General features: G+C 61.9%; 15 protein-coding genes. 10 read left to right on the plus strand and 5 right to left on the minus strand.

Annotation, left to right across the window (positions count from 1 at the left end; all coding sequences use genetic code 11):
• Positions 1–404: 404 nt before the first annotated feature.
• Positions 405–1,403: a DUF1624 domain-containing protein gene (locus FJ978_RS28050; protein ID WP_140575860.1), complete on the plus strand. Its 999-nt coding sequence runs from the start codon at positions 405–407 to the stop codon at positions 1,401–1,403.
• Positions 1,400–1,876 (plus strand): isoprenylcysteine carboxylmethyltransferase family protein, encoded by a 477-nt coding sequence (locus FJ978_RS28055; RefSeq protein WP_140575862.1) that lies wholly within the window; start codon positions 1,400–1,402, stop codon positions 1,874–1,876. Before FJ978_RS28050 ends, FJ978_RS28055 begins: the two co-directional genes overlap by 4 nt.
• Before the next feature lie 213 nt (positions 1,877–2,089).
• Here the strand turns inward: FJ978_RS28055 and FJ978_RS28060 are convergent, their stop codons facing one another.
• Complete coding sequence (locus tag FJ978_RS28060; protein WP_006203215.1) at positions 2,090–2,476, minus strand: MerR family DNA-binding transcriptional regulator; 387 nt, start codon at positions 2,474–2,476, stop codon at positions 2,090–2,092.
• A gap of 358 nt (positions 2,477–2,834) precedes the next feature.
• On the opposite strand from FJ978_RS28060, the gene FJ978_RS28065 reads away from it, so the two are divergent.
• Both FJ978_RS28065 and FJ978_RS28070 read left to right on the plus strand, forming a co-directional pair.
• Positions 2,835–4,667 carry an ATP-binding protein gene (locus tag FJ978_RS28065; protein WP_140575864.1) on the plus strand — a complete coding sequence of 611 codons (1,833 nt, stop codon included), beginning with the start codon at positions 2,835–2,837 and terminating at the stop codon, positions 4,665–4,667.
• A 162-nt stretch (positions 4,668–4,829) separates the two neighbouring features.
• Entirely contained in the window at positions 4,830–6,455 is a 1,626-nt protein-coding gene (locus FJ978_RS28070) for an EAL domain-containing protein (protein WP_140575866.1), read from the plus strand.
• Positions 6,456–6,523: 68 nt separating this feature from the next.
• On the opposite strand, the gene mgtE is transcribed toward FJ978_RS28070, so the two are convergent.
• A complete protein-coding gene (mgtE, locus tag FJ978_RS28075; RefSeq protein WP_140575868.1) occupies positions 6,524–7,936 on the minus strand; it encodes a magnesium transporter in 1,413 nt (470 codons plus the stop codon).
• A gap of 373 nt (positions 7,937–8,309) precedes the next feature.
• On the opposite strand from mgtE, the gene FJ978_RS28080 reads away from it, so the two are divergent.
• From FJ978_RS28080 to sucD, 5 genes are all read left to right on the plus strand, one after another.
• On the plus strand, positions 8,310–8,978 hold the full coding sequence (locus FJ978_RS28080) for a response regulator transcription factor (RefSeq protein WP_023779197.1): 669 nt from the start codon (positions 8,310–8,312) through the stop codon (positions 8,976–8,978).
• A gap of 137 nt (positions 8,979–9,115) precedes the next feature.
• Positions 9,116–10,306: an aminotransferase class V-fold PLP-dependent enzyme gene (locus tag FJ978_RS28085; protein ID WP_140575870.1), complete on the plus strand. Its 1,191-nt coding sequence runs from the start codon at positions 9,116–9,118 to the stop codon at positions 10,304–10,306.
• A 13-nt stretch (positions 10,307–10,319) separates the two neighbouring features.
• On the plus strand, positions 10,320–11,297 hold the full coding sequence (locus FJ978_RS28090) for a CoA ester lyase (protein WP_140575871.1): 978 nt from the start codon (positions 10,320–10,322) through the stop codon (positions 11,295–11,297).
• Positions 11,298–11,315: 18 nt separating this feature from the next.
• Entirely contained in the window at positions 11,316–12,500 is a 1,185-nt protein-coding gene (locus tag FJ978_RS28095) for a malate--CoA ligase subunit beta (protein ID WP_140575873.1), read from the plus strand.
• A 14-nt stretch (positions 12,501–12,514) separates the two neighbouring features.
• Positions 12,515–13,414: a succinate--CoA ligase subunit alpha gene (sucD, locus tag FJ978_RS28100; RefSeq protein WP_140575874.1), complete on the plus strand. Its 900-nt coding sequence runs from the start codon at positions 12,515–12,517 to the stop codon at positions 13,412–13,414.
• Positions 13,415–13,634: 220 nt separating this feature from the next.
• Here sucD and FJ978_RS28105 read toward each other — a convergent pair whose 3' ends face one another.
• The 3 genes from FJ978_RS28105 to FJ978_RS28115 all read right to left on the minus strand — a co-directional run bounded on the left by FJ978_RS28105 (position 13,635) and on the right by FJ978_RS28115 (position 15,967).
• The gene (locus tag FJ978_RS28105; RefSeq protein WP_140575876.1) at positions 13,635–14,129 is read right to left on the minus strand and encodes a DUF302 domain-containing protein; all 495 of its coding nucleotides are present in this window, start codon (positions 14,127–14,129) and stop codon (positions 13,635–13,637) included.
• A 63-nt stretch (positions 14,130–14,192) separates the two neighbouring features.
• Complete coding sequence (locus FJ978_RS28110; protein ID WP_041164816.1) at positions 14,193–15,053, minus strand: alpha/beta hydrolase; 861 nt, start codon at positions 15,051–15,053, stop codon at positions 14,193–14,195.
• Between the two features lie 143 nt (positions 15,054–15,196).
• Positions 15,197–15,967, minus strand: a complete 771-nt coding sequence (locus FJ978_RS28115; RefSeq protein WP_140575878.1) for an alpha/beta hydrolase — start codon at positions 15,965–15,967, stop codon at positions 15,197–15,199.
• A 207-nt stretch (positions 15,968–16,174) separates the two neighbouring features.
• Between FJ978_RS28115 and FJ978_RS28120 the strand changes: the two genes are divergently transcribed.
• A complete protein-coding gene (locus tag FJ978_RS28120; RefSeq protein ID WP_140575880.1) occupies positions 16,175–17,137 on the plus strand; it encodes an AraC family transcriptional regulator in 963 nt (320 codons plus the stop codon).
• Positions 17,138–17,195: the final 58 nt, after the last annotated feature.

Raw genomic sequence — 17,195 nt, forward strand, 5'->3', positions numbered from 1 at the left:
GAGCGAGACCATCTGCTCGTTGTGAAGGATCTCGTATGCCTGGATCGGGATGACGCTCGACACCGTGGCGCGCGCGAAGGATTCGACCGCATAGAGCGAGGCGAAGGTGCGTGCATCCGCGGCCTTGAGGGCCGGGAGCCAGATCGGATGGCGCACATGGGTCGACATTGCTTCCCCAAAGCAGAATCACCGGTCAAATCTGCCTTGGCCGTTTCCGGGCCATTAAGAGGAAACCGACGCGCAGGCGGTGAAAAGCGGGTTGGTCAAAGCCTTTCCGGCGCTGGCCCAAAGCGGCATCCGACGAGGCCTGCGCCTACGCGGCGCCGTGCCGAGGAACCCGGTCTTCTTCTGTCCCGGCCAACCGTGATAGTCCTCAAGGCGGGGCTGAATCAGATCGCGAGACCATGACCATCGACATGCCGACCGTACCCGTCCAGGATCAGCCAAAACGCATCGTCGCCATAGACATCCTGCGCGGCATCGCGCTGCTCGCCATGGCGAGCTACCACTTCACCTGGGATCTGGAGTTCTTCGGCTACACCGACCCCGGCCTCACCGCGTTCGGCTGGTGGAAGATCTACGCCCGCTGCATCGCTTCGACCTTCCTGTTCCTGGTCGGCGTCAGCCTGTACCTCGCCCATGGCCGGCAAATCCGCTGGAACGGTTTCTGGAAGCGGTTCGCCATGGTTGCCGGCGCCGCGGTCGCCATCTCGGTCGTCACCCGCATCGCAACGCCGGACGGCTTCATCTTTTTCGGCATCCTGCACGAGATCGCGCTCGCCAGCCTGCTTGGCCTCGCCTTCCTGCGCCTGCCGGCGTTGCTGACCCTGCTTGTGGCGGCACTGGTTATCGCGGCGCCGGTCTATCAGCGCTTCGAGGCCCTGGATCATCCCTGGCTGTGGTGGATAGGCCTGTCGGCGATCAATCCTCGTTCCAACGACTATGTGCCGCTGTTTCCATGGTTCGGCGCGGTGCTTGTCGGCATCGGTGTCGCGAAACTTGCCTCCGCTTCCGGCATACGGGCGCGCCTGGCAAGCCTGGCGGCCGGCCGCTGGGCCAATCCGCTGGTCTTCATCGGCCGACACAGCCTCGCCTTCTACCTGATCCACCAGCCGCTGCTGATCGGTTGCGTCTGGCTGTTCTCGCAGGTGATGCCAGCCAAGGTCGAAACCCCTCAGGTGAATTTCCTGAAAACCTGCCAGATCTCGTGCGAACAGTCGCGCGACGCCAAGTTCTGTTCGAGCTATTGTAGCTGCATGCTCGACACGCTGGAGGGTGAATCCTCGCTTGATCGGCTCTACAACAACGATCAGACTGCGCAATGGAAGGCACATCTGGGCGATCTGGCCGGCACCTGCACGGCCCAGACCGACGACAAGATGACCGAGGGGGGACAGCAATGACCGACAGCCAACCGAAGCCGGGGAGGATACCGTGGCCGCCGGTGATCTACACCGCCGCCATCGCCATCAGCATCACTCTCGGCATGCTCTATCCCCTGCCCTGGATTGGCGACCTCCTGGGCGACATCCTGTTCGCCGCCGGCTGGGTGGCGCTGTTCGGCGTCGCGGCACTCTGGTTCACGGCGATCCGCACGATGGTCCGGGCCAAGACGACGCTCAATCCCAACGCGGTGCCCGACCATCTCGTCACGTCAGGCCCCTTCGGCATCACCCGCAACCCGATGTATCTGGCCAACACGCTGCTGTTGATCGGCGTCGCCTTCGTCACAGGCATCGTCTGGTTTCTGCCGATGGCGTTCATCGCGGCTTTCGCCACGCAGAAGATCGCCATCGAGGGCGAGGAAAAGGTGCTGGCCGCGAAGTTCGGCAAGAAATACCGGGATTACGCAAAGAGAGTGCGACGCTGGATTTGAGCCGGGGCCTGTATTCCGCGGCGCACAGATTTTGACAGCTCTTGGCCGATGGGGCGGCATACCTCGGCGATTGGCCGAACGCCTATCCCGTCGTCATCCACGGGCGGAGCAAGGAGCGCAGCGACGCAGCGCAGACCCGAGGATGACGAAGTTCGAAACGCTCCGGCCAATCACGAACGTTTGTCGCTCAAACGCGCGATAGAATCTGGCCCCTCAGGTATTGACCCCAAGTTCCACCAGCCGCTCCACACAGGACTCCTCGGCCTGGTCGAGTTCGGCCAGCGTCTCCTCGAGATCGCGGCGCTTTTGCCGGAGATCCTCGCGCTTTTCCTCGATCCGCTTGATCATCAGCTTGAGTTGCCCGACCTCGCCTGGTGGCTCCTTGTACATCTGGATGATTTCGCGGATCTCGTTGATCGAGAAGCCGAGCCGTTTTCCCCGCATGATCTGCCGGATGAGGTGGCGGTCGGAGGGACGAAACAGCCGCGTGCGGCCACGCCGCACCGGCTGCACCAGCCCTTCGTCTTCATAGAAACGCAGTGTCCGCGTCGACACGTCGAATTCGCGGGTCAGTTCGGTGATCGAATAATATTCCCGCATTGTCACTCCGTGCCGGAACCCCAGGCGATCGCCGTGCGTCGCCTTTCGTCCGAACCAAACCCTTGCCGCGCCGGAATCGACACGGCACCCCGCGCGAGCGTCGCATGGCATTTACGTAAAAGTCAATTGAGGCCGCCCGGAGCAGTAACGATCCCTCGCCACGCGCAAGCCTCCTTGCTGCACCGTGAAGAGTTCGAAAAACCGGGCATCCGGGCCAGGCACTACAATGCCCGGAACTGCTCCCGGGATCGTTTATTCTTCGTTAGTCACAATTCTAAGTGAGACAAAAACATAACCGGTAAAAAACGATTCCATGGCACCGTGATCTGTGAGACGTGACGGCGGGGGGCCTTTTGCCTTGACTGACAATTCTTTCTCTCCGTCCCGCGCCAGCGGCGATGGTTCGGCAACGTCAGTCGGACAGGTTCTGTCCGTGCGCGGATCCGAAGCGCGCATTGGCCTGCCGGTTCCCGCGACGAAGGTCGACAAGCGGACAACCGTCGGCAAGTTTCTCACGATCGATGCCGGATCGAACACGATTGTCGGCATGATTACGGAAGTTTCGGGAGGTTCGGCCGAACAGACGCATCCGTCGAACCACAAGTCCGTCGCGCGAATTGATCTGGTGGGCGAAATCTGCCGCAACGCCGATGGCATATCGCAATTCAAGCGCGGCGTCCGAGAATACCCGGCAATCGGGGATGCTGCCAGGATTGTATCCAATGAGGAGCTGCGACTGATCTATGCGCCGTCGGATTTGCGCGCGATTTGCATCGGCCAGCTCAACCAGGACCCGACTATCCCCGCCTATGTCGATGTCGACAGCCTCCTGACCAAACATTTCGCGGTTCTCGGATCGACCGGTGTTGGCAAGTCGAGTGGTGTTGCCGTAATTCTCGGCGAGCTCATGAAAGCACGGCCGAATATGCGGGTACTACTGCTCGACGGTCACAACGAATATAGCAAGTGTTTTGGCGACAAGGCCAACGTGGTCAGTGCCCGGACTCTGAGACTGCCGTTCTGGTTGTTCAATTTTGAAGAGATCACCGACGTTGTCTTTGGCGGCCGGCCGGTTGTTCCCGAACAGGCCGAGATACTCGCCGAACTCATCCCGATGGCAAAGGGCGCATACTCCAACTCCAGAGCGGCCGCGACCCGGTCGACCTTGAAGAGGAAGGATTCGAGAATCTCGGGTTTCACCGTCGATACGCCGGTTCCCTATCTCCTGCAGGATCTCCTGTCGCTCATCGACGAGCGGATGGGAAAGCTAGAGAACCGCTCCTCGCGCATGACCTACAACCGCCTGATGCTGCGCATCGAGAGTATCAGGAATGATCCGCGCTACGCCTTCATGTTCGAGAGAGCGAATGTCGGCGGCGATACGATGGCGGCTTTGCTCAGCGACTTGTTCGGTTTGGAATCACACGACCGTCCGATCACCATCCTTCAGCTTGCGAGTCTTCCGGTGGAGGTCGTGGACGCGGTGGTATGCGTGGTATCCCGGCTGGCTTTCGATTTCGGCTTGTGGAGCGATGGCACGATGCCGTTGCTTTTGGTCTGCGAAGAGGCCCATCGTTACGCCTCGGCCGACCATTCGCTGGGTTTTGGTCCGGCACGGCGGGCCTTGTCACGCATTGCCAAGGAAGGGCGCAAATATGGTGTGTGTCTCGGACTCGTGACGCAACGCCCCGCCGAGCTCGATCCGACGATCATCTCCCAGTGCAGCACCCTGTTTGCGATGCGCATGGCGAACGACCAGGACCAAACCTTGCTGCGCTCGGCCGTTTCGGACGCCGCGGCCGATCTGCTTGCTTTCGTTCCGTCTCTGGGAACTGGTGAGGTCGTCGGCTTTGGAGAAGCCGTACCGCTGCCGACCCGTCTGACCTTCAAGGAATTGCCGGAGAGGCTGGTACCGCGCAGCGATTCGGCCAATCCCCTGCGGGACGAAAAATCGAACATGAGCCGTTTCGATTTCGTCAGGTCGGTTGTCGATCGCTGGCGCGAAGCGACGACGAACCGGTCGGCCTGGATGGACGATGCTCCAGCAGCTCTCGAAACGCCCCAACTGCAGTCGGAGTATCCGAACGAACCCCCTCCCGAAGCGTACGCCGCGGGGGAAGCGCACGAAACGCCAGCCTCGGCTGGCTCCCGCCGGATCGAAGAGGCACGCTATCGACTGCTGCGACGCTAGTGCATGGCATCCAAAGCCAAACGGCATTTTTGGAGAAACACGTGCATGAAAACGAAGGCTTGAAGTGCATCGACCAATCCCTTGGACGCAACGCACCTTGGAACCTACGGACAAGCTATGTCTTCGCCGCGATGTTCAAATCGAATTGAAGTGGACTGATTGATGACCGTCGCCGAAAAACAGCCACCGCTCGCCGACATTCTTCAAGCTGCACCTTTCGGATTGACTGTCCTGTCGCAGGCTGGCGACATTGTCTACGCAAACCGGGCGGGAACGATCGCGGCGGGTAATATCACGCCGGCAAAGGATCTGATCGTAGATGGCCGGGTTATCCGCACGTTGCGTTTCGACGTTGCCGATCAGGAAGCGCCCCTGACCGTAGCCCTGTCGCTTGACGTTACCGACCAGTGCGAACTTGAGAATGACCTGTTCCAGCAGGCCTTTTTCGACGAGCTGACCGGTCTGCCGAACCGCGCCCTCATGGAGCGCAGTTTTACCGACTTGATCGGCGCGGACAGTGCTCCGTTTGCCTTGGCTTTCATCGATCTCGACGGCTTCAAGCACATCAACGACTATTATGGCCATACGGTTGGAGACTTGCTTCTCGGTAAGATTGCAACGCGTCTCTCGGGATACCTACGCCCGACCGATATGCTCGTGCGCATAGGCGGCGACGAGTTTGTGCTGCTGATATCTCCAGTCGGGACGATGGAAGAACTGGCGAGCGACATCGAGCGGGTATCGCAGAGCCTCAAGGAACCGTTCTATGCGGATGGTTTCGAAATCTTTTCATCGGCGTCGATCGGCGTCAGCCTTTATCCGAAGGACGGAACGACCTTTGACCTTCTGCGCACGAATGCCGATAGCGCGATGTACCGGAGCAAGGGCAGCGCCAAGGGCAGCGTGAAATTCTTCGATCGGAGCATGGAGCACGCCATTGCCGAGAGAACGCGGCTCGAACAGCGTCTGCGCTTCGCCATTCGCGACAAGCGCCTGTGCTGCGCCTATCAGCCGAAAGTCGATTTCCGTTCTGGAACGACCGTCGGTGTCGAGGTTCTGTTGAGATGGCGCGACGAGGACGGAGTTATCCAGGCGCCGGGAGATTTCATCGAGCTTGCGCTTGAACTGGGGCTCATGAACGAGGTGACGCATCTGATCCTGACCGAGACCATCGACTCGGTCGATCGGATCAATGAGGCATTCGGGCATGAGGCGTCGATCAGCATCAACGTAGCGGCAAAACAGGCAGGCGATCCGCGGTTCATGCGCTCGCTTATCGATTCCATCGATGCAACCGGATATCCCGATCGCTTCATGCTGGAACTGACCGAGGAAGCCTTTCTCGCAAAGAGCAACTTCCAGGATTGTATCCTGCCGATGATTCGCGAGATAGGCGCCCGGGTTTCGATCGACGATTTCGGCGTCGGCTATTCCTCGCTGTCGGCGCTAGCCGACATCACGGCCGACGAAATCAAGGTGGATCGCTCCTTTATTACCGACGTTCATAGGCGCCCGCGAAGCCAATCCATTCTCAAAGCGATTGAATCGCTTGGCCAGTTGCTCGGCATGTCTGTCATAGTGGAGGGGGTCGAGACCTTTGAGGAACTCACCTATCTGCTGGCCGCAACCCGGATAAGCTGCGCGCAAGGCTATTATTTCGGCAAACCGCTGCTGCTGGAGGATTTGAAGCCGGCGTATGGCCTAGGAAACGATTCCAGAGCGATACTTCCTGCGCGCGGCACGCCAGTCACGCGAATTGCCAGCGCACGGGCAAGCCATTCGCGATAGGAGGAGATCGGCCGACAGGTCTGCAAGCTGACAGTGCCGGCTGCCTTCTGTTTCGTGGCGACGCGCTTTTAGCGGACGCCGAACCACCAAGTGGCAAGGCCGAGGAAGGCAAAAAAACCAACGACATCGGTGACCGTGGTGACGAAGACCGCCGACGCCACCGCCGGATCGATCTTGAACCGGTCGAGCAGCAGCGGGATCAGGATGCCGGCGAGTGCGGCGACGAACATGTTGATGATCATCGCCGCAGCGATGATGCCGCCCAGATTGGCATCGTGGAACCAGGCGGCCGCGACGATGCCGATCAGGATGGCGAAAACGATGCCGTTGATGAAGCCCACCCCCATTTCGCGGCGGATGATGCGGCCGGCATTGTAGATGTCCAGATCCCTGGTCGCCAGCGCACGCACGGTGACGGTCATGGTCTGCGAACCGGCATTGCCGCCCATGCCGGCCACGATCGGCATCAGCACGGCAAGCGCCACGATCCGCTCGATCGTGTGATCGAACAGGCCGATCACCGAAGCCGCCAGGAATGCGGTCACGAGGTTGACCAGCAGCCAGGGAACGCGCGACCGCGAGGTCGAAAGGATGCTGTCGGAAAGCTCTTCGTCGCCGACGCCGCCCATGCGCAGCAGATCTTCCTCGGCTTCCTGCTGGATGACGTCGACGACATCGTCGATGGTCAGCACGCCGACCAGTCGCTCGTTCTCGTCGACGACGGCGGCGGACAGAAGGTCATACTGTTCGAATTCCCGCGCCGCCTCTTCCTGGTCCATGGTGGCCGGGATGGCATGGCGGGTCTCGTGCATCACCTCCTCGACCTTGACCGTGCGCTTGGTGCGCAGGATCTGGTCGAGGTCGATGGCGCCGAGCAGCTTGAAGCTCGGATCGATGACGAAGATCTGGCTGAAGCGGTCGGGAAGGTTCTTGTCCTCGCGCATGTAGTCGATGGTCTGGCCGATGGTCCAGAACGGCGGCACCGCGACGAACTCGGTCTGCATGCGCCGCCCGGCGGTCTCCTCCGGATAGTCGAGCGAGCGGCGCAGCCTGATCCGCTCGGTGAACGGCAATTGCGACAGGATCTCGTCCTGGTCTTCCTTCTCGAGGTCTTCGAGGATGTAGACCGCGTCGTCGGAATCGAGTTCCTGCACCGCCTGCGCGATCTGCGCATTGGGCAGCTGATCGACGATCTCCATGCGGATCGCCTCGTCGACCTCGGTCAGCGCGGAAAAGTCGAAATCGGCACCCAGGAGCTCGACAAGGGTCCGCCGCTGCTCGGGATGCAGCGCCTCGATCAGGTCGCCGAGTTCCGACTGATGCAGGTGGTCGACTTCATGCTTGAGGGTCCGCGTATCGCGGTCGGCGATCGCGGCCCCGATCTGGGCAAGGAAGGACGAAAGAACTGCGCCATCCTCGCCATAGATGTCGGCGTGGATGTCGTCAGCCGCCTTGGCGGAGGTCGTCTGCTTGTCCTCCATCAGCGCCTCCCGCCGTCCCGAAAAATTCTGTCTTAGGTCTAGAGCATCGAACCTTAAAGCGAAAACCGGTTTCGCGGAAATCCGTTGCATCTCGCTTGAAGACGCGATTCGATTTGAGAACTTATCGCCCTAAGGCACGGAATATCAAACGAAACGCTTGTTCCACGCCACCCGGCGAGCACATCGCCGATGCCCGACCTGGCAATGCCTATCCCATCAAAACCAGCGAATCCCGGCTTCAGACGGCGCGACAGCCGATGTCGCTGGGGAAAGAGCACCCCGGCGCGATTGCGGCAGAATTGTCATGATACGGGTCCGGCTTGAAGCCTGGCCTCCGAGTTGCGGCACGATCAGCCCAGGACAAAAACCGCCCTTGAACAGCAAGCCCGGGAAAACGAGCAAGGCAGTTGGCGACCGGCGCGTTCGCGTTGTCGTCGCCGAACGCAATCCGCTCGTCATATCGGCCCTGCGCGAAATGCTGGAATGCGACGGGCGTTTCGAACTCCTGGCATCGGTGCAGAGCGGCAAGCATTTCCTGGAACTGGCGACGGCACGCGAATTCGACGTCGCCGTCATCGGCTGGAAGCTCGCCGACATGGACGGCGCCGATGTCCTGGCCGAAATTCAGGCCAGCAAGCTCCCCGTGCGCATCGCCGTGTTTTCAAACGACCATGACATCGGCATCCTGAAGCAGTGCGTGCGGCTCGGGGCGCAGGGCTACTGCTTCCAGTTCGACGATCCGCATATCATCTTCGAGACGATCCTGGCGGTCGCGCATGGCCGCATCTGCATCCCTTACATCGACATCAACAAGGTCAACGACACGCCCTTGGCGCAGCTCACGGTCCGCGAGCGCGAGCTGCTGGCGGTGCTTTCCGACGGCTGGACCAATCTGCAGATCGCGACACGGACCGGCATTTCCGAGAACACGGTGAAGTACCACCTCAAGAATCTCTACGACAAGCTCGACGTCCGCAACCGGGCGATGGCCGTCGCGCTCTATTCACGCGAGAGGCGCACCCAGAAGCAGCCTTTCGGCTAAGGCAAGCGGGTAGGCCTACCGGGTAGGCCCACCCCACCCGCGCGCGGCGAGATGTTACCCGCCAAGGTGTTGTCGGTATTGGCCGTCGAAACGAAACTCCCCATCACCGCTTTGCTGGATCAGGAGGAGTTCGCACCATGGCCGGTTTCACCCATCTTTTCATTCCCGGGCCAACCAACATCCCCGAACAGGTCCGGCAAGCGATGAACCTGCCGATGGAGGACATGCGCGCCGCATCCTTCCCCGATCTCACCTTGCCGCTGTTCGAGGACATCAAACGCGTCTTCAAGAACGAGACCGGCCGCGTCTTCATCTATCCGTCCTCGGGCACCGGCGCCTGGGAAGCGGCGATGACCAATGTGCTCAGCCCCGGCGACCGCGTGCTGATGTCGCGCTTCGGCCAGTTCTCGCATCTGTGGGTCGACATGGCCGAGCGGCTGGGTTTCGAGGTCGACGTCATCGACTGCGAATGGGGAACCGGCGTCCCGCTCGAACTCTATGCGGAGAGGCTGAAGGCCGACAAGACGCACCGCATCAAGGCCGTCTTCTGCACGCAGAACGAGACCGCGACCGGTGTCACCAGCGACGTCGCCGGCTGCCGCGCCGCGCTCGATGAGGCCAACCACCCTGCCCTGCTCTTCGTCGACGGCGTGTCGTCGATCGGCTCGATCGACTTCCGCCAGGAAGAATGGGGCGTCGACTGCGCCGTCAGCGGCTCGCAGAAGGGTTTCATGCTGCCCGCCGGCCTCGGTTTCCTGTCGGTGAGCAGGAAAGCGCTTGTCGCTTCCAGAACCGCGACCCACCGGCGCTGCTTCTTCTCCTTCGAGGACATGATCCGCGCCAACGACGCCGGCTATTTCCCCTACACGCCGGCGACGCAGCTGCTGCGCGGCTTGCGCGCCTCACTCGACCTGATCGCCGAGGAAGGGCTGGATACCGTCTTCGCCCGTCACCATCGGCTTGCCGAAGGCGTGCGCAAGGCGGTCGACGCCTGGGGCCTGAAACTCTGCGCCAGAGCGCCGAAATGGCATTCCGACACGGTCAGCGCCATCCTGGTGCCGGAAGGCATCGACAGCGGCGACGTCGTCAAGCGTGCCTACCAGACCTACCGGACCTCGCTCGGCGGCGGTCTCAACAAGGTGTTCGGCAAGGTCTTCCGCATCGGCCATCTCGGTTGGTTGAACGAGGTGATGGTGCTGGCCTCGCTGTCGGCGGCCGAAATGGCGCTGCTCGATTGCGGCGTGCGGCTGGCGCCCGGCTCCGGCGTCGGCGCCGCCATCCAGCATTTTCGCGCCTCGGCCGCGGTGCCGGTCGCTGAAGCGGCGTGAGAGGGAACCGACGATGAGCCACACCATCAACCATTTGAAGAAACTGAGGCTGCAGCGCAGCGAACTGGCGGTTCCCGGCTCCAGCCCCGAGATGATCGACAAGGCGGCCAACAGCGCCGCCGACTTCGTCTTCCTCGACATCGAGGACGCGGTCGCGCCGCCCGACAAGGAACGCGCCCGCAGGAACATCATCCAGGCGCTCAACGACATCGACTGGCGCGCCAAGGGCAAGACCGTCTCGGTGCGCATCAACGGGCTGGATACCCACTACATGTACCGCGACGTGGTCGACGTGATGGAACAGGCAGGCGACCGGCTGGACACCATTTTGGTGCCAAAGGTCGGCGTGTCGGCCGACCTCTATATGGTCGAGGCCATGGTCAACCAGATCGAGATGGCCAAGGGCTTCAAGACGCGTGTCGGTCTCGAAGCGCTGATCGAAACCGCGCTCGGCATGGCCAATGTCGAGGCCATCGCCGCCACGCCTGGACGGCTGGAAGCCATGCATTTCGGCGTCGCCGACTATGCGGCGAGCTGCAAGGCGCGCACCGTCAACATCGGCGGCCTCAACCCCGACTATCCCGGCGACCAGTGGCATTTCGCGCTGTCGCGGATGACCGTCGCCTGCCGCGCCTATGGGCTTCGCGCCATCGACGGGCCGTTCGGCGATTTCTCCGATCCCGAAGGCTACATCGCTGGCGCCAGGCGCGCCGCGGCACTCGGGATCGAAGGCAAATGGGCGATCCATCCCTCGCAGATCGCACTCGCCAACGACGTCTTCTCGCCGCCGGAAAAAGAGGTCACGCGCGCCAGGCGCATCCTCGAAGTGCTGAAGGAAGCCGAGGCGCAGGGCAAGGGAGCGGCCGAGCTCGACGGCAAGATGATCGACGCCGCGTCGGAACGCATGGCCAGAAACGTATTGGTGGTCAACGAAGCGATCGAGCGCGCAGGCCAACTTAGCCAAAGAGAGCCGCGCGTCGCAGCACTTTGACTGTTCAGGGAGGACAACATGGATATCCACGAATATCAGGCCAAGGAACTGTTGGCACGGCACGGCGTGCATGTGCCGCGCGGCGGGCTGGCCTACAGCCCCGAACAGGCGACCTACCGGGCGCGCGAGATCGGCGGCGGCAAATGGGTGCTGAAGGCGCAGGTGCATTCCGGCGCGCGCGGCAAGGCCGGCGGCATCAAGCTGTGCGCCAATGACGAGGAGATCTCGAGTGCCGCCGAAGCGATGTTGGGACGCAAGCTGGTGACGCAGCAGACCGGCCCACGCGGCAAGCTGATCTCCAGGCTCTATCTCGAGGAAGCCGTCGACATCGCGCAGGAACTCTATGTCGGCTTCGTCCTCGACCGCAAGGAAGAGCGCGTCATGATCGTGGCGTCGGCCGCCGGCGGCATGGAGATCGAGGACATCGTCGAGAAGGCGCCCGATTCCATCCTGCGCACATCGGTCGATCCCGGCGTCGGCATGCAGCGGTTCCAGGCGCGCGAGATCGCCTTCGGGCTCGGCCTCGACCACGATTTGATCGGCAAGGCGACCGAGACCATCTTCAGCTGCTACCAGGTGTTTCGCGACTACGACGCTTCCATGCTGGAGATCAATCCGCTGGTGGTGACCCGCGACGGCAATCTGATCGCGCTCGACGCCAAGATGTCGTTCGACGAGAACGCGCTGTTCCGGCGGCCGGAAATCTCCGAACTGCGCGACAAGAGCCAGGAAGACCCGCGCGAAACCTTCGCCAGCGATCGCGGCCTCTCCTATGTCGGCCTCGACGGCAACATCGGCTGCATCATCAATGGCGCGGGCCTCGCCATGGCGACGATGGACATGATCAAGATCGCCGGCGGCGAGCCGGCGAACTTCCTCGACATCGGCGGCGGTGCCTCGCCCGAGCGGGTGGCGAAATCGTTCCGCGCCGTGCTCGGCGACAAGAATGTCGAGACCATCCTGGTCAACATCTTCGCCGGCATCAACCGCTGCGACTGGGTCGCCGAAGGCGTCGTCAAGGCGATCCGCGAGGTCGGCGTCAACGTGCCCTTGGTGGTGCGGCTCTCCGGCACCAAGGCCGAGGAAGGACGCCGCATCCTGGCCGATTCCGGCGAGGCGGTGATCGTCGCCGACACGCTGGCCGAAGCCGCCGAAAAAGCCGTCGCCGCATGGCGCGCGGCCGCCAAGAAAAAAGCAGCCTGAGGGAGGTCGAAAAAATGGCAATCCTGCTCAACCGCAGCACCCGCGTCATCGTCCAGGGGTTCACCGGCAAGATCGGCAGCTTCCACGCCGAGGACATGAAACGCTACGGCACCAAGCTGGTCGGCGGCGTCACCCCTGGCAAGGGCGGCCAGAAGCATCTCGGCCTGCCCGTCTTCAACACGGTCAAGGGCGCGGTGCGCGAGACCCGCGCCGAGGCGAGCATCGTCTTCGTGCCGCCGCCCTTCGCCGCCGATTCGATCATGGAAGCGGCGGACGCTGGGATAAAACTCTGCATCTGCATCACCGACGGCATCCCCTCGCAGGACATGATGCAGGTCAAGCGCTACATGCGCCGCTACCGCTTCGAAGACCGCATGCGGCTGATCGGCCCGAACTGCGCCGGCGTCATCACGCCAGGCCAGGCGCTGATGGGCATCATGCCCGGCAACATCTACCTACCCGGCCGCATCGGCATCGTCGGACGCTCCGGCACGCTAGGCTACGAGGCGGCCTCGCAGATGAAGGCGCTCGGCATCGGTGTGTCGACCAGCGTCGGCATCGGCGGCGACCCGATCAACGGCTCCTCCTTCAAGGACATTCTGAAGCTGTTCGAGCAGGACGACGAGACCGACGCCGTGGTGATGATCGGCGAGATCGGCGGACCGCAGGAGGCGGAAGCCGCCGTCTGGGCGCGCGACAATATGAGGAAGCCGCTGATCGCCTACATTGCCGGACTTTCCGCCCCGAAGGGCCGACGCATGGGCCATGCCGGCGCCATCATCTCCGCCTTCGGCGAATCGGCGCAGGAGAAGGTCGAAATCCTGAAGGAGGCCGGCGTCATCATCGTGCCGACGCCGTCATCATTTGGCGAGGTGGTGGCCGATACGCTGGCAAGGATGAAGAAGGCGGCCTGATTTCAGGGTCTCTCCACGCTGGCGGTGTCCTTCACACACGCCCGCGCGATCGTTCCGTGTCATAAGGAGAGTCGGCGATCACCCTTGCCGGGCGCCGCTCGCCGAGAATTGAAACCTCCAGCGCCGTACCGGGCGTTCCAAGCCCAGCGGCAGCAGCGCCAATGCTATGTCATGGCCAAATACGTGGGCGTAACCTGCCGCTTGAAGCGTCACCATGCGCCTAGTGCGCGCATTCGCGCAGCAAGGTTGTGATTTTCGCATCAAGATCGCGAGCGACGGCAAGGGCCTCCAAACTGCCATAAGGGAGCAGACAACTCTCCATTTTGTCGTAGGAGACATGAACGCCATCGAGACGTTCATCAACAAGGACTGTGACTGGAGCGTAAGATCCAGCATCGGGAACGTGCTTGACCATTTCTTTCATGATGAGTGGATTGCCCACCAGGAACCGCATGCTCTTGGGAGTCTCGGTTCCAGTTTCGCGGCGCAGAATGGCGCCCAAGTCGAATTCCGCGAAGAGCATGAGACCTGTTCGGCCGAGGCCGCTTTGCACAACGCGCTCCAAATCCGAGAAGGAATTTGCAGCCCTCGTCGCCTTGAAAAATTCGACCATGTCAGGTTGCCCGACCGCTGACTTGAGCGCGGCCACAACGGCGTCGAATGGTTTGGAACACGTCAGGCTGAAACGCTCAACCTCGACCTTTGCGATTGTCATTTCTTTCTCCGCAACAGCTCTCAGGAATAAAGGGGCGACCGATCGCGCCGTGACCACCGCTGATTACGCTTCCAGGAAGGTCCGGACGTGGCTGACGAACAATTCGTGGTACTGAAACAGGGCGCCGTGGCCGGAATCGGGATAGAGGACCAGCTGAGCGTTGCTTAGAGCCTTGAACATTGCATAGGCGTTGTCCGCCGGCAGCATGGTATCGTGGCTGCCGCTGACCACAAGGGCGGGCTGATGGATGGCGCGCAGAATAGCGTGCTCGGGATCAGGTGTGGCGCACCAGGTAATAAGCGCCTTGGCCTGTGGATCCGTCACCGCGCCGCCATTATCGGTGTCCCGATCTTCCCCGCGCGCCTTCGCCCGCTTCAGGAACGCCAGGCCGGCCGACTGGCTGGCGGACGACTTCGTGAAGAACAGCGGCAGGCGGGGGTCCGGCGCGTCGGTTTGGGAAAACGCGTCCTGCAGAACCGCCAACAGATGTTCCTCTCCGCCTTTCGGAGCGGTGCCGACGAGGATGAGCTTGCGCACCAGCGTTGTGTGCTCGGCGGCGATCTGCTGCGCGATGAAGCCGCCGAGGGAAAAGCCCAGCAGGTCGACTTGGGAGAGGCCGAGCAGGTTGATAAAGGCGACCGCGTCTGCGGCCATCGCCGCGATGTTGTCGGGCGTTTGGCCTGTCGAGCGGCCGACCCCGGCATTGTCGAAAACGACCACCGGTCGATCGGTGGCCAGGGCATTGACGACGGCGGGGTCCCACGCATCGATGTTGCCCGAGAAATGCTGCAGGAGAACCAGCGGCGTTCCGGTCGATGGGCCGAGGCGGCGATAGGCGAAGCGGATTCCGCCGCCTTCGATGTAAAGGGTGGGCGCCGTTTCTAGAGTGGCGGCGTTCTGGCTCGCGGTGTCGAGTTCAGTCATGTCATCCTCCGGATGCTTGGCATAAATAATCGAGTAGCTGGTGCGGTTTTGGCCAAGTTTGAGCCGCTCGCGGCCCAAGGCATTTCGTAGCCGGTCGAGCACGGGTGGTTGCTCCCGGCACGAAAGTGCCGGGAGCGGTATCGTCACTTCACGAGTGCGGCCTTTTCAATCACCGCGGCGACTTCCTTGGCGTGGACGACCAGGGAGGCGTGGCTGCCGGCGACCTCCGTCGTATGGGCCTTCATTCTGGTAGCGAAGATCTTCTGGACCTCGGGTGCAATGACCTTGTCCTTCGTGCTGATCACATAGAATGTCGGCTTGTCGTGCCAGGCTGCCGTATCGACGGGAGCCTCGAACGCCGTGTGGTTCAACGGCAGCTGATGGTTTGCCAGGGATTCGGCGATCTCAGGAGGAAGATCGGCCGCGACTGCCGAAGGAAATACTTTGGGATCGATGTAGAGGTTGCCCTTTTCGTCGGGATGAATCGCCGCGCCGCCTTCGGTTGCCGGACCGCTCTTGGCCAGGCTCGCCAGGGATTCTCCCACGTCGGGCGCGAATGCGGAGACATAGACGAGCGCCGACACCTTGGGATCTTCACCTGCCTGCGTGATGACCACACCGCCCCAGGAGTGGCCAACGAGAACGGTCTTGCCGTCCTGTTTGGCGAGCGCCTGTTTGGTGGCATCGACGTCCGCCGCGAGGGAGGTGAGCGGGTTTTCGACGAGCGTTACGTTGTAGCCCTTCTTCGTGAGGATATCGGCAACCGGCTTCCAACTCGTCTGGTCTACGAAAGCGCCATGGACGAGCACGATATTGTGAGCCGCCCCCTTGGGCAGTTGAGCTGATTGGGCGGGGGCGGCAACTGTTGCTCCGGCCATGAGGACGGTGGCGACCGAGAGGAGAAGATTTCGCATTGGTGCTCCTGTTGAGATACGGACGACGCGGGTCCGGGAAAGGACAGATGTGTCGGCACAAGTCGCGGTTCTTCCATCTGCCGTTTGCGGGTTTGCTCCGCGACCTGTTGGCTCGACTTGGGATCAGTTAGTACGTGGGGCATTCGGACGTTAGGCATCAATCGTCCGAATATTGTGTCTGACCGTCCGTCGTATTAGCATCGGGGGATGGACATCCTCGCCCAAGTGCTTGATCGCGTCCGCCTCGGTGGCACCCTGCTCTTCCACTTCGAGCTCGGCCATCCATGGAATCTGGCATTGCCAGCGCGCCCATACGCCCTGTTCCATTATCTCAGTCGTGGCTCAGCCACCCTCGCGCTCGATCAGGGGGGAGAACTCCACATGACCGAGGGCGACTTTGTTGTCGTCACGCGTGGCGAGCCTCATGTGATCTACTCGGATAGCCGGACAGAGCCGTTACCGATTGTCGATATCGATCGGCTAGCCGGGCGTCTTGGCATCGTTCGTCACGGAGACAGCGCGCAGCCGCTTGCGACGATGATTTGTGGTAATTTCACAGTGGCACGGCCCTCGCGCGGCAGCGTTTTGGAATTGCTTCCGCCCCTGCTTCTGCTGAAACCGACGGAAGACGGTGGATGGCTCGAGGCGATTCTACAACGCATGGTGAGCGAGGCAGCGTTCGAGCGTCCCGGACAAGGCGTCGCGCTCTCGCGTCTGACTGAAGTGCTCTTCGTTGAGGTGTTGCGGAGCTGGATCAAGTCGCTCGGCCCCGGAGAAGGCGGGTGGCTGGGGGCGATGGCGGATCCGCACATAGGACCGGCACTTCAGTTGATCCACGAACGACCGGATCGGCCCTGGACGATTGGCGAGCTCGGGCAAAGCGTGGGACTTGGTCGGTCGGCGTTTTCGGCTCGCTTCACCAAGCTCGTTGGCGAGCCCATGTACCGTTATCTGATCTCACGCCGGATGTCGGAGGCCGCTTTTCTGCTCGAAACCAGCGACGAGGGGATTGCACGGATTGCGGCCCGTGTCGGCTATGAGACCGCGGCCGCGTTTTCGAAGCTGTTCCATCGACATCACGGCCTATCGCCCGGCCGCTACCGAGCATTTCGCCGCTCTGACGGTGGCCGGAGGCAAGGGGACGATCTGGAAGCAGAAGTCGTCGATTGAGCTCCCGCGCTTGGGGCGTGCGCGGCAACCAGAGCCGCGCGCATGGAGCCAAGATCAG

This window comes from Mesorhizobium sp. B1-1-7 (assembly GCF_006442705.1).
In the GTDB taxonomy this organism is placed as follows: Bacteria; Pseudomonadota; Alphaproteobacteria; order Rhizobiales; family Rhizobiaceae; genus Mesorhizobium; species Mesorhizobium opportunistum.

Bases quoted from the DNA above. Each gene is read 5' to 3' on its own strand.
- FJ978_RS28055 (WP_140575862.1), top strand. From the start codon at position 1,400: ATGACCGACAGCCAACCGAAGCCGGGGAGGATACCGTGGCCGCCGGTG.
- mgtE (WP_140575868.1), bottom strand. From the start codon at position 7,936: ATGGAGGACAAGCAGACGACCTCCGCCAAGGCGGCTGACGACATCCAC.
- FJ978_RS28050 (WP_140575860.1), top strand. From the start codon at position 405: ATGACCATCGACATGCCGACCGTACCCGTCCAGGATCAGCCAAAACGC.
- FJ978_RS28115 (WP_140575878.1), bottom strand. From the start codon at position 15,967: ATGCGAAATCTTCTCCTCTCGGTCGCCACCGTCCTCATGGCCGGAGCA.
- FJ978_RS28105 (WP_140575876.1), bottom strand. From the start codon at position 14,129: ATGACAATCGCAAAGGTCGAGGTTGAGCGTTTCAGCCTGACGTGTTCC.
- FJ978_RS28085 (WP_140575870.1), top strand. From the start codon at position 9,116: ATGGCCGGTTTCACCCATCTTTTCATTCCCGGGCCAACCAACATCCCC.
- FJ978_RS28090 (WP_140575871.1), top strand. From the start codon at position 10,320: ATGAGCCACACCATCAACCATTTGAAGAAACTGAGGCTGCAGCGCAGC.
- FJ978_RS28110 (WP_041164816.1), bottom strand. From the start codon at position 15,053: ATGACTGAACTCGACACCGCGAGCCAGAACGCCGCCACTCTAGAAACG.
- sucD (WP_140575874.1), top strand. From the start codon at position 12,515: ATGGCAATCCTGCTCAACCGCAGCACCCGCGTCATCGTCCAGGGGTTC.
- FJ978_RS28095 (WP_140575873.1), top strand. From the start codon at position 11,316: ATGGATATCCACGAATATCAGGCCAAGGAACTGTTGGCACGGCACGGC.
- FJ978_RS28060 (WP_006203215.1), bottom strand. From the start codon at position 2,476: ATGCGGGAATATTATTCGATCACCGAACTGACCCGCGAATTCGACGTG.
- FJ978_RS28120 (WP_140575880.1), top strand. From the start codon at position 16,175: ATGGACATCCTCGCCCAAGTGCTTGATCGCGTCCGCCTCGGTGGCACC.
- FJ978_RS28070 (WP_140575866.1), top strand. From the start codon at position 4,830: ATGACCGTCGCCGAAAAACAGCCACCGCTCGCCGACATTCTTCAAGCT.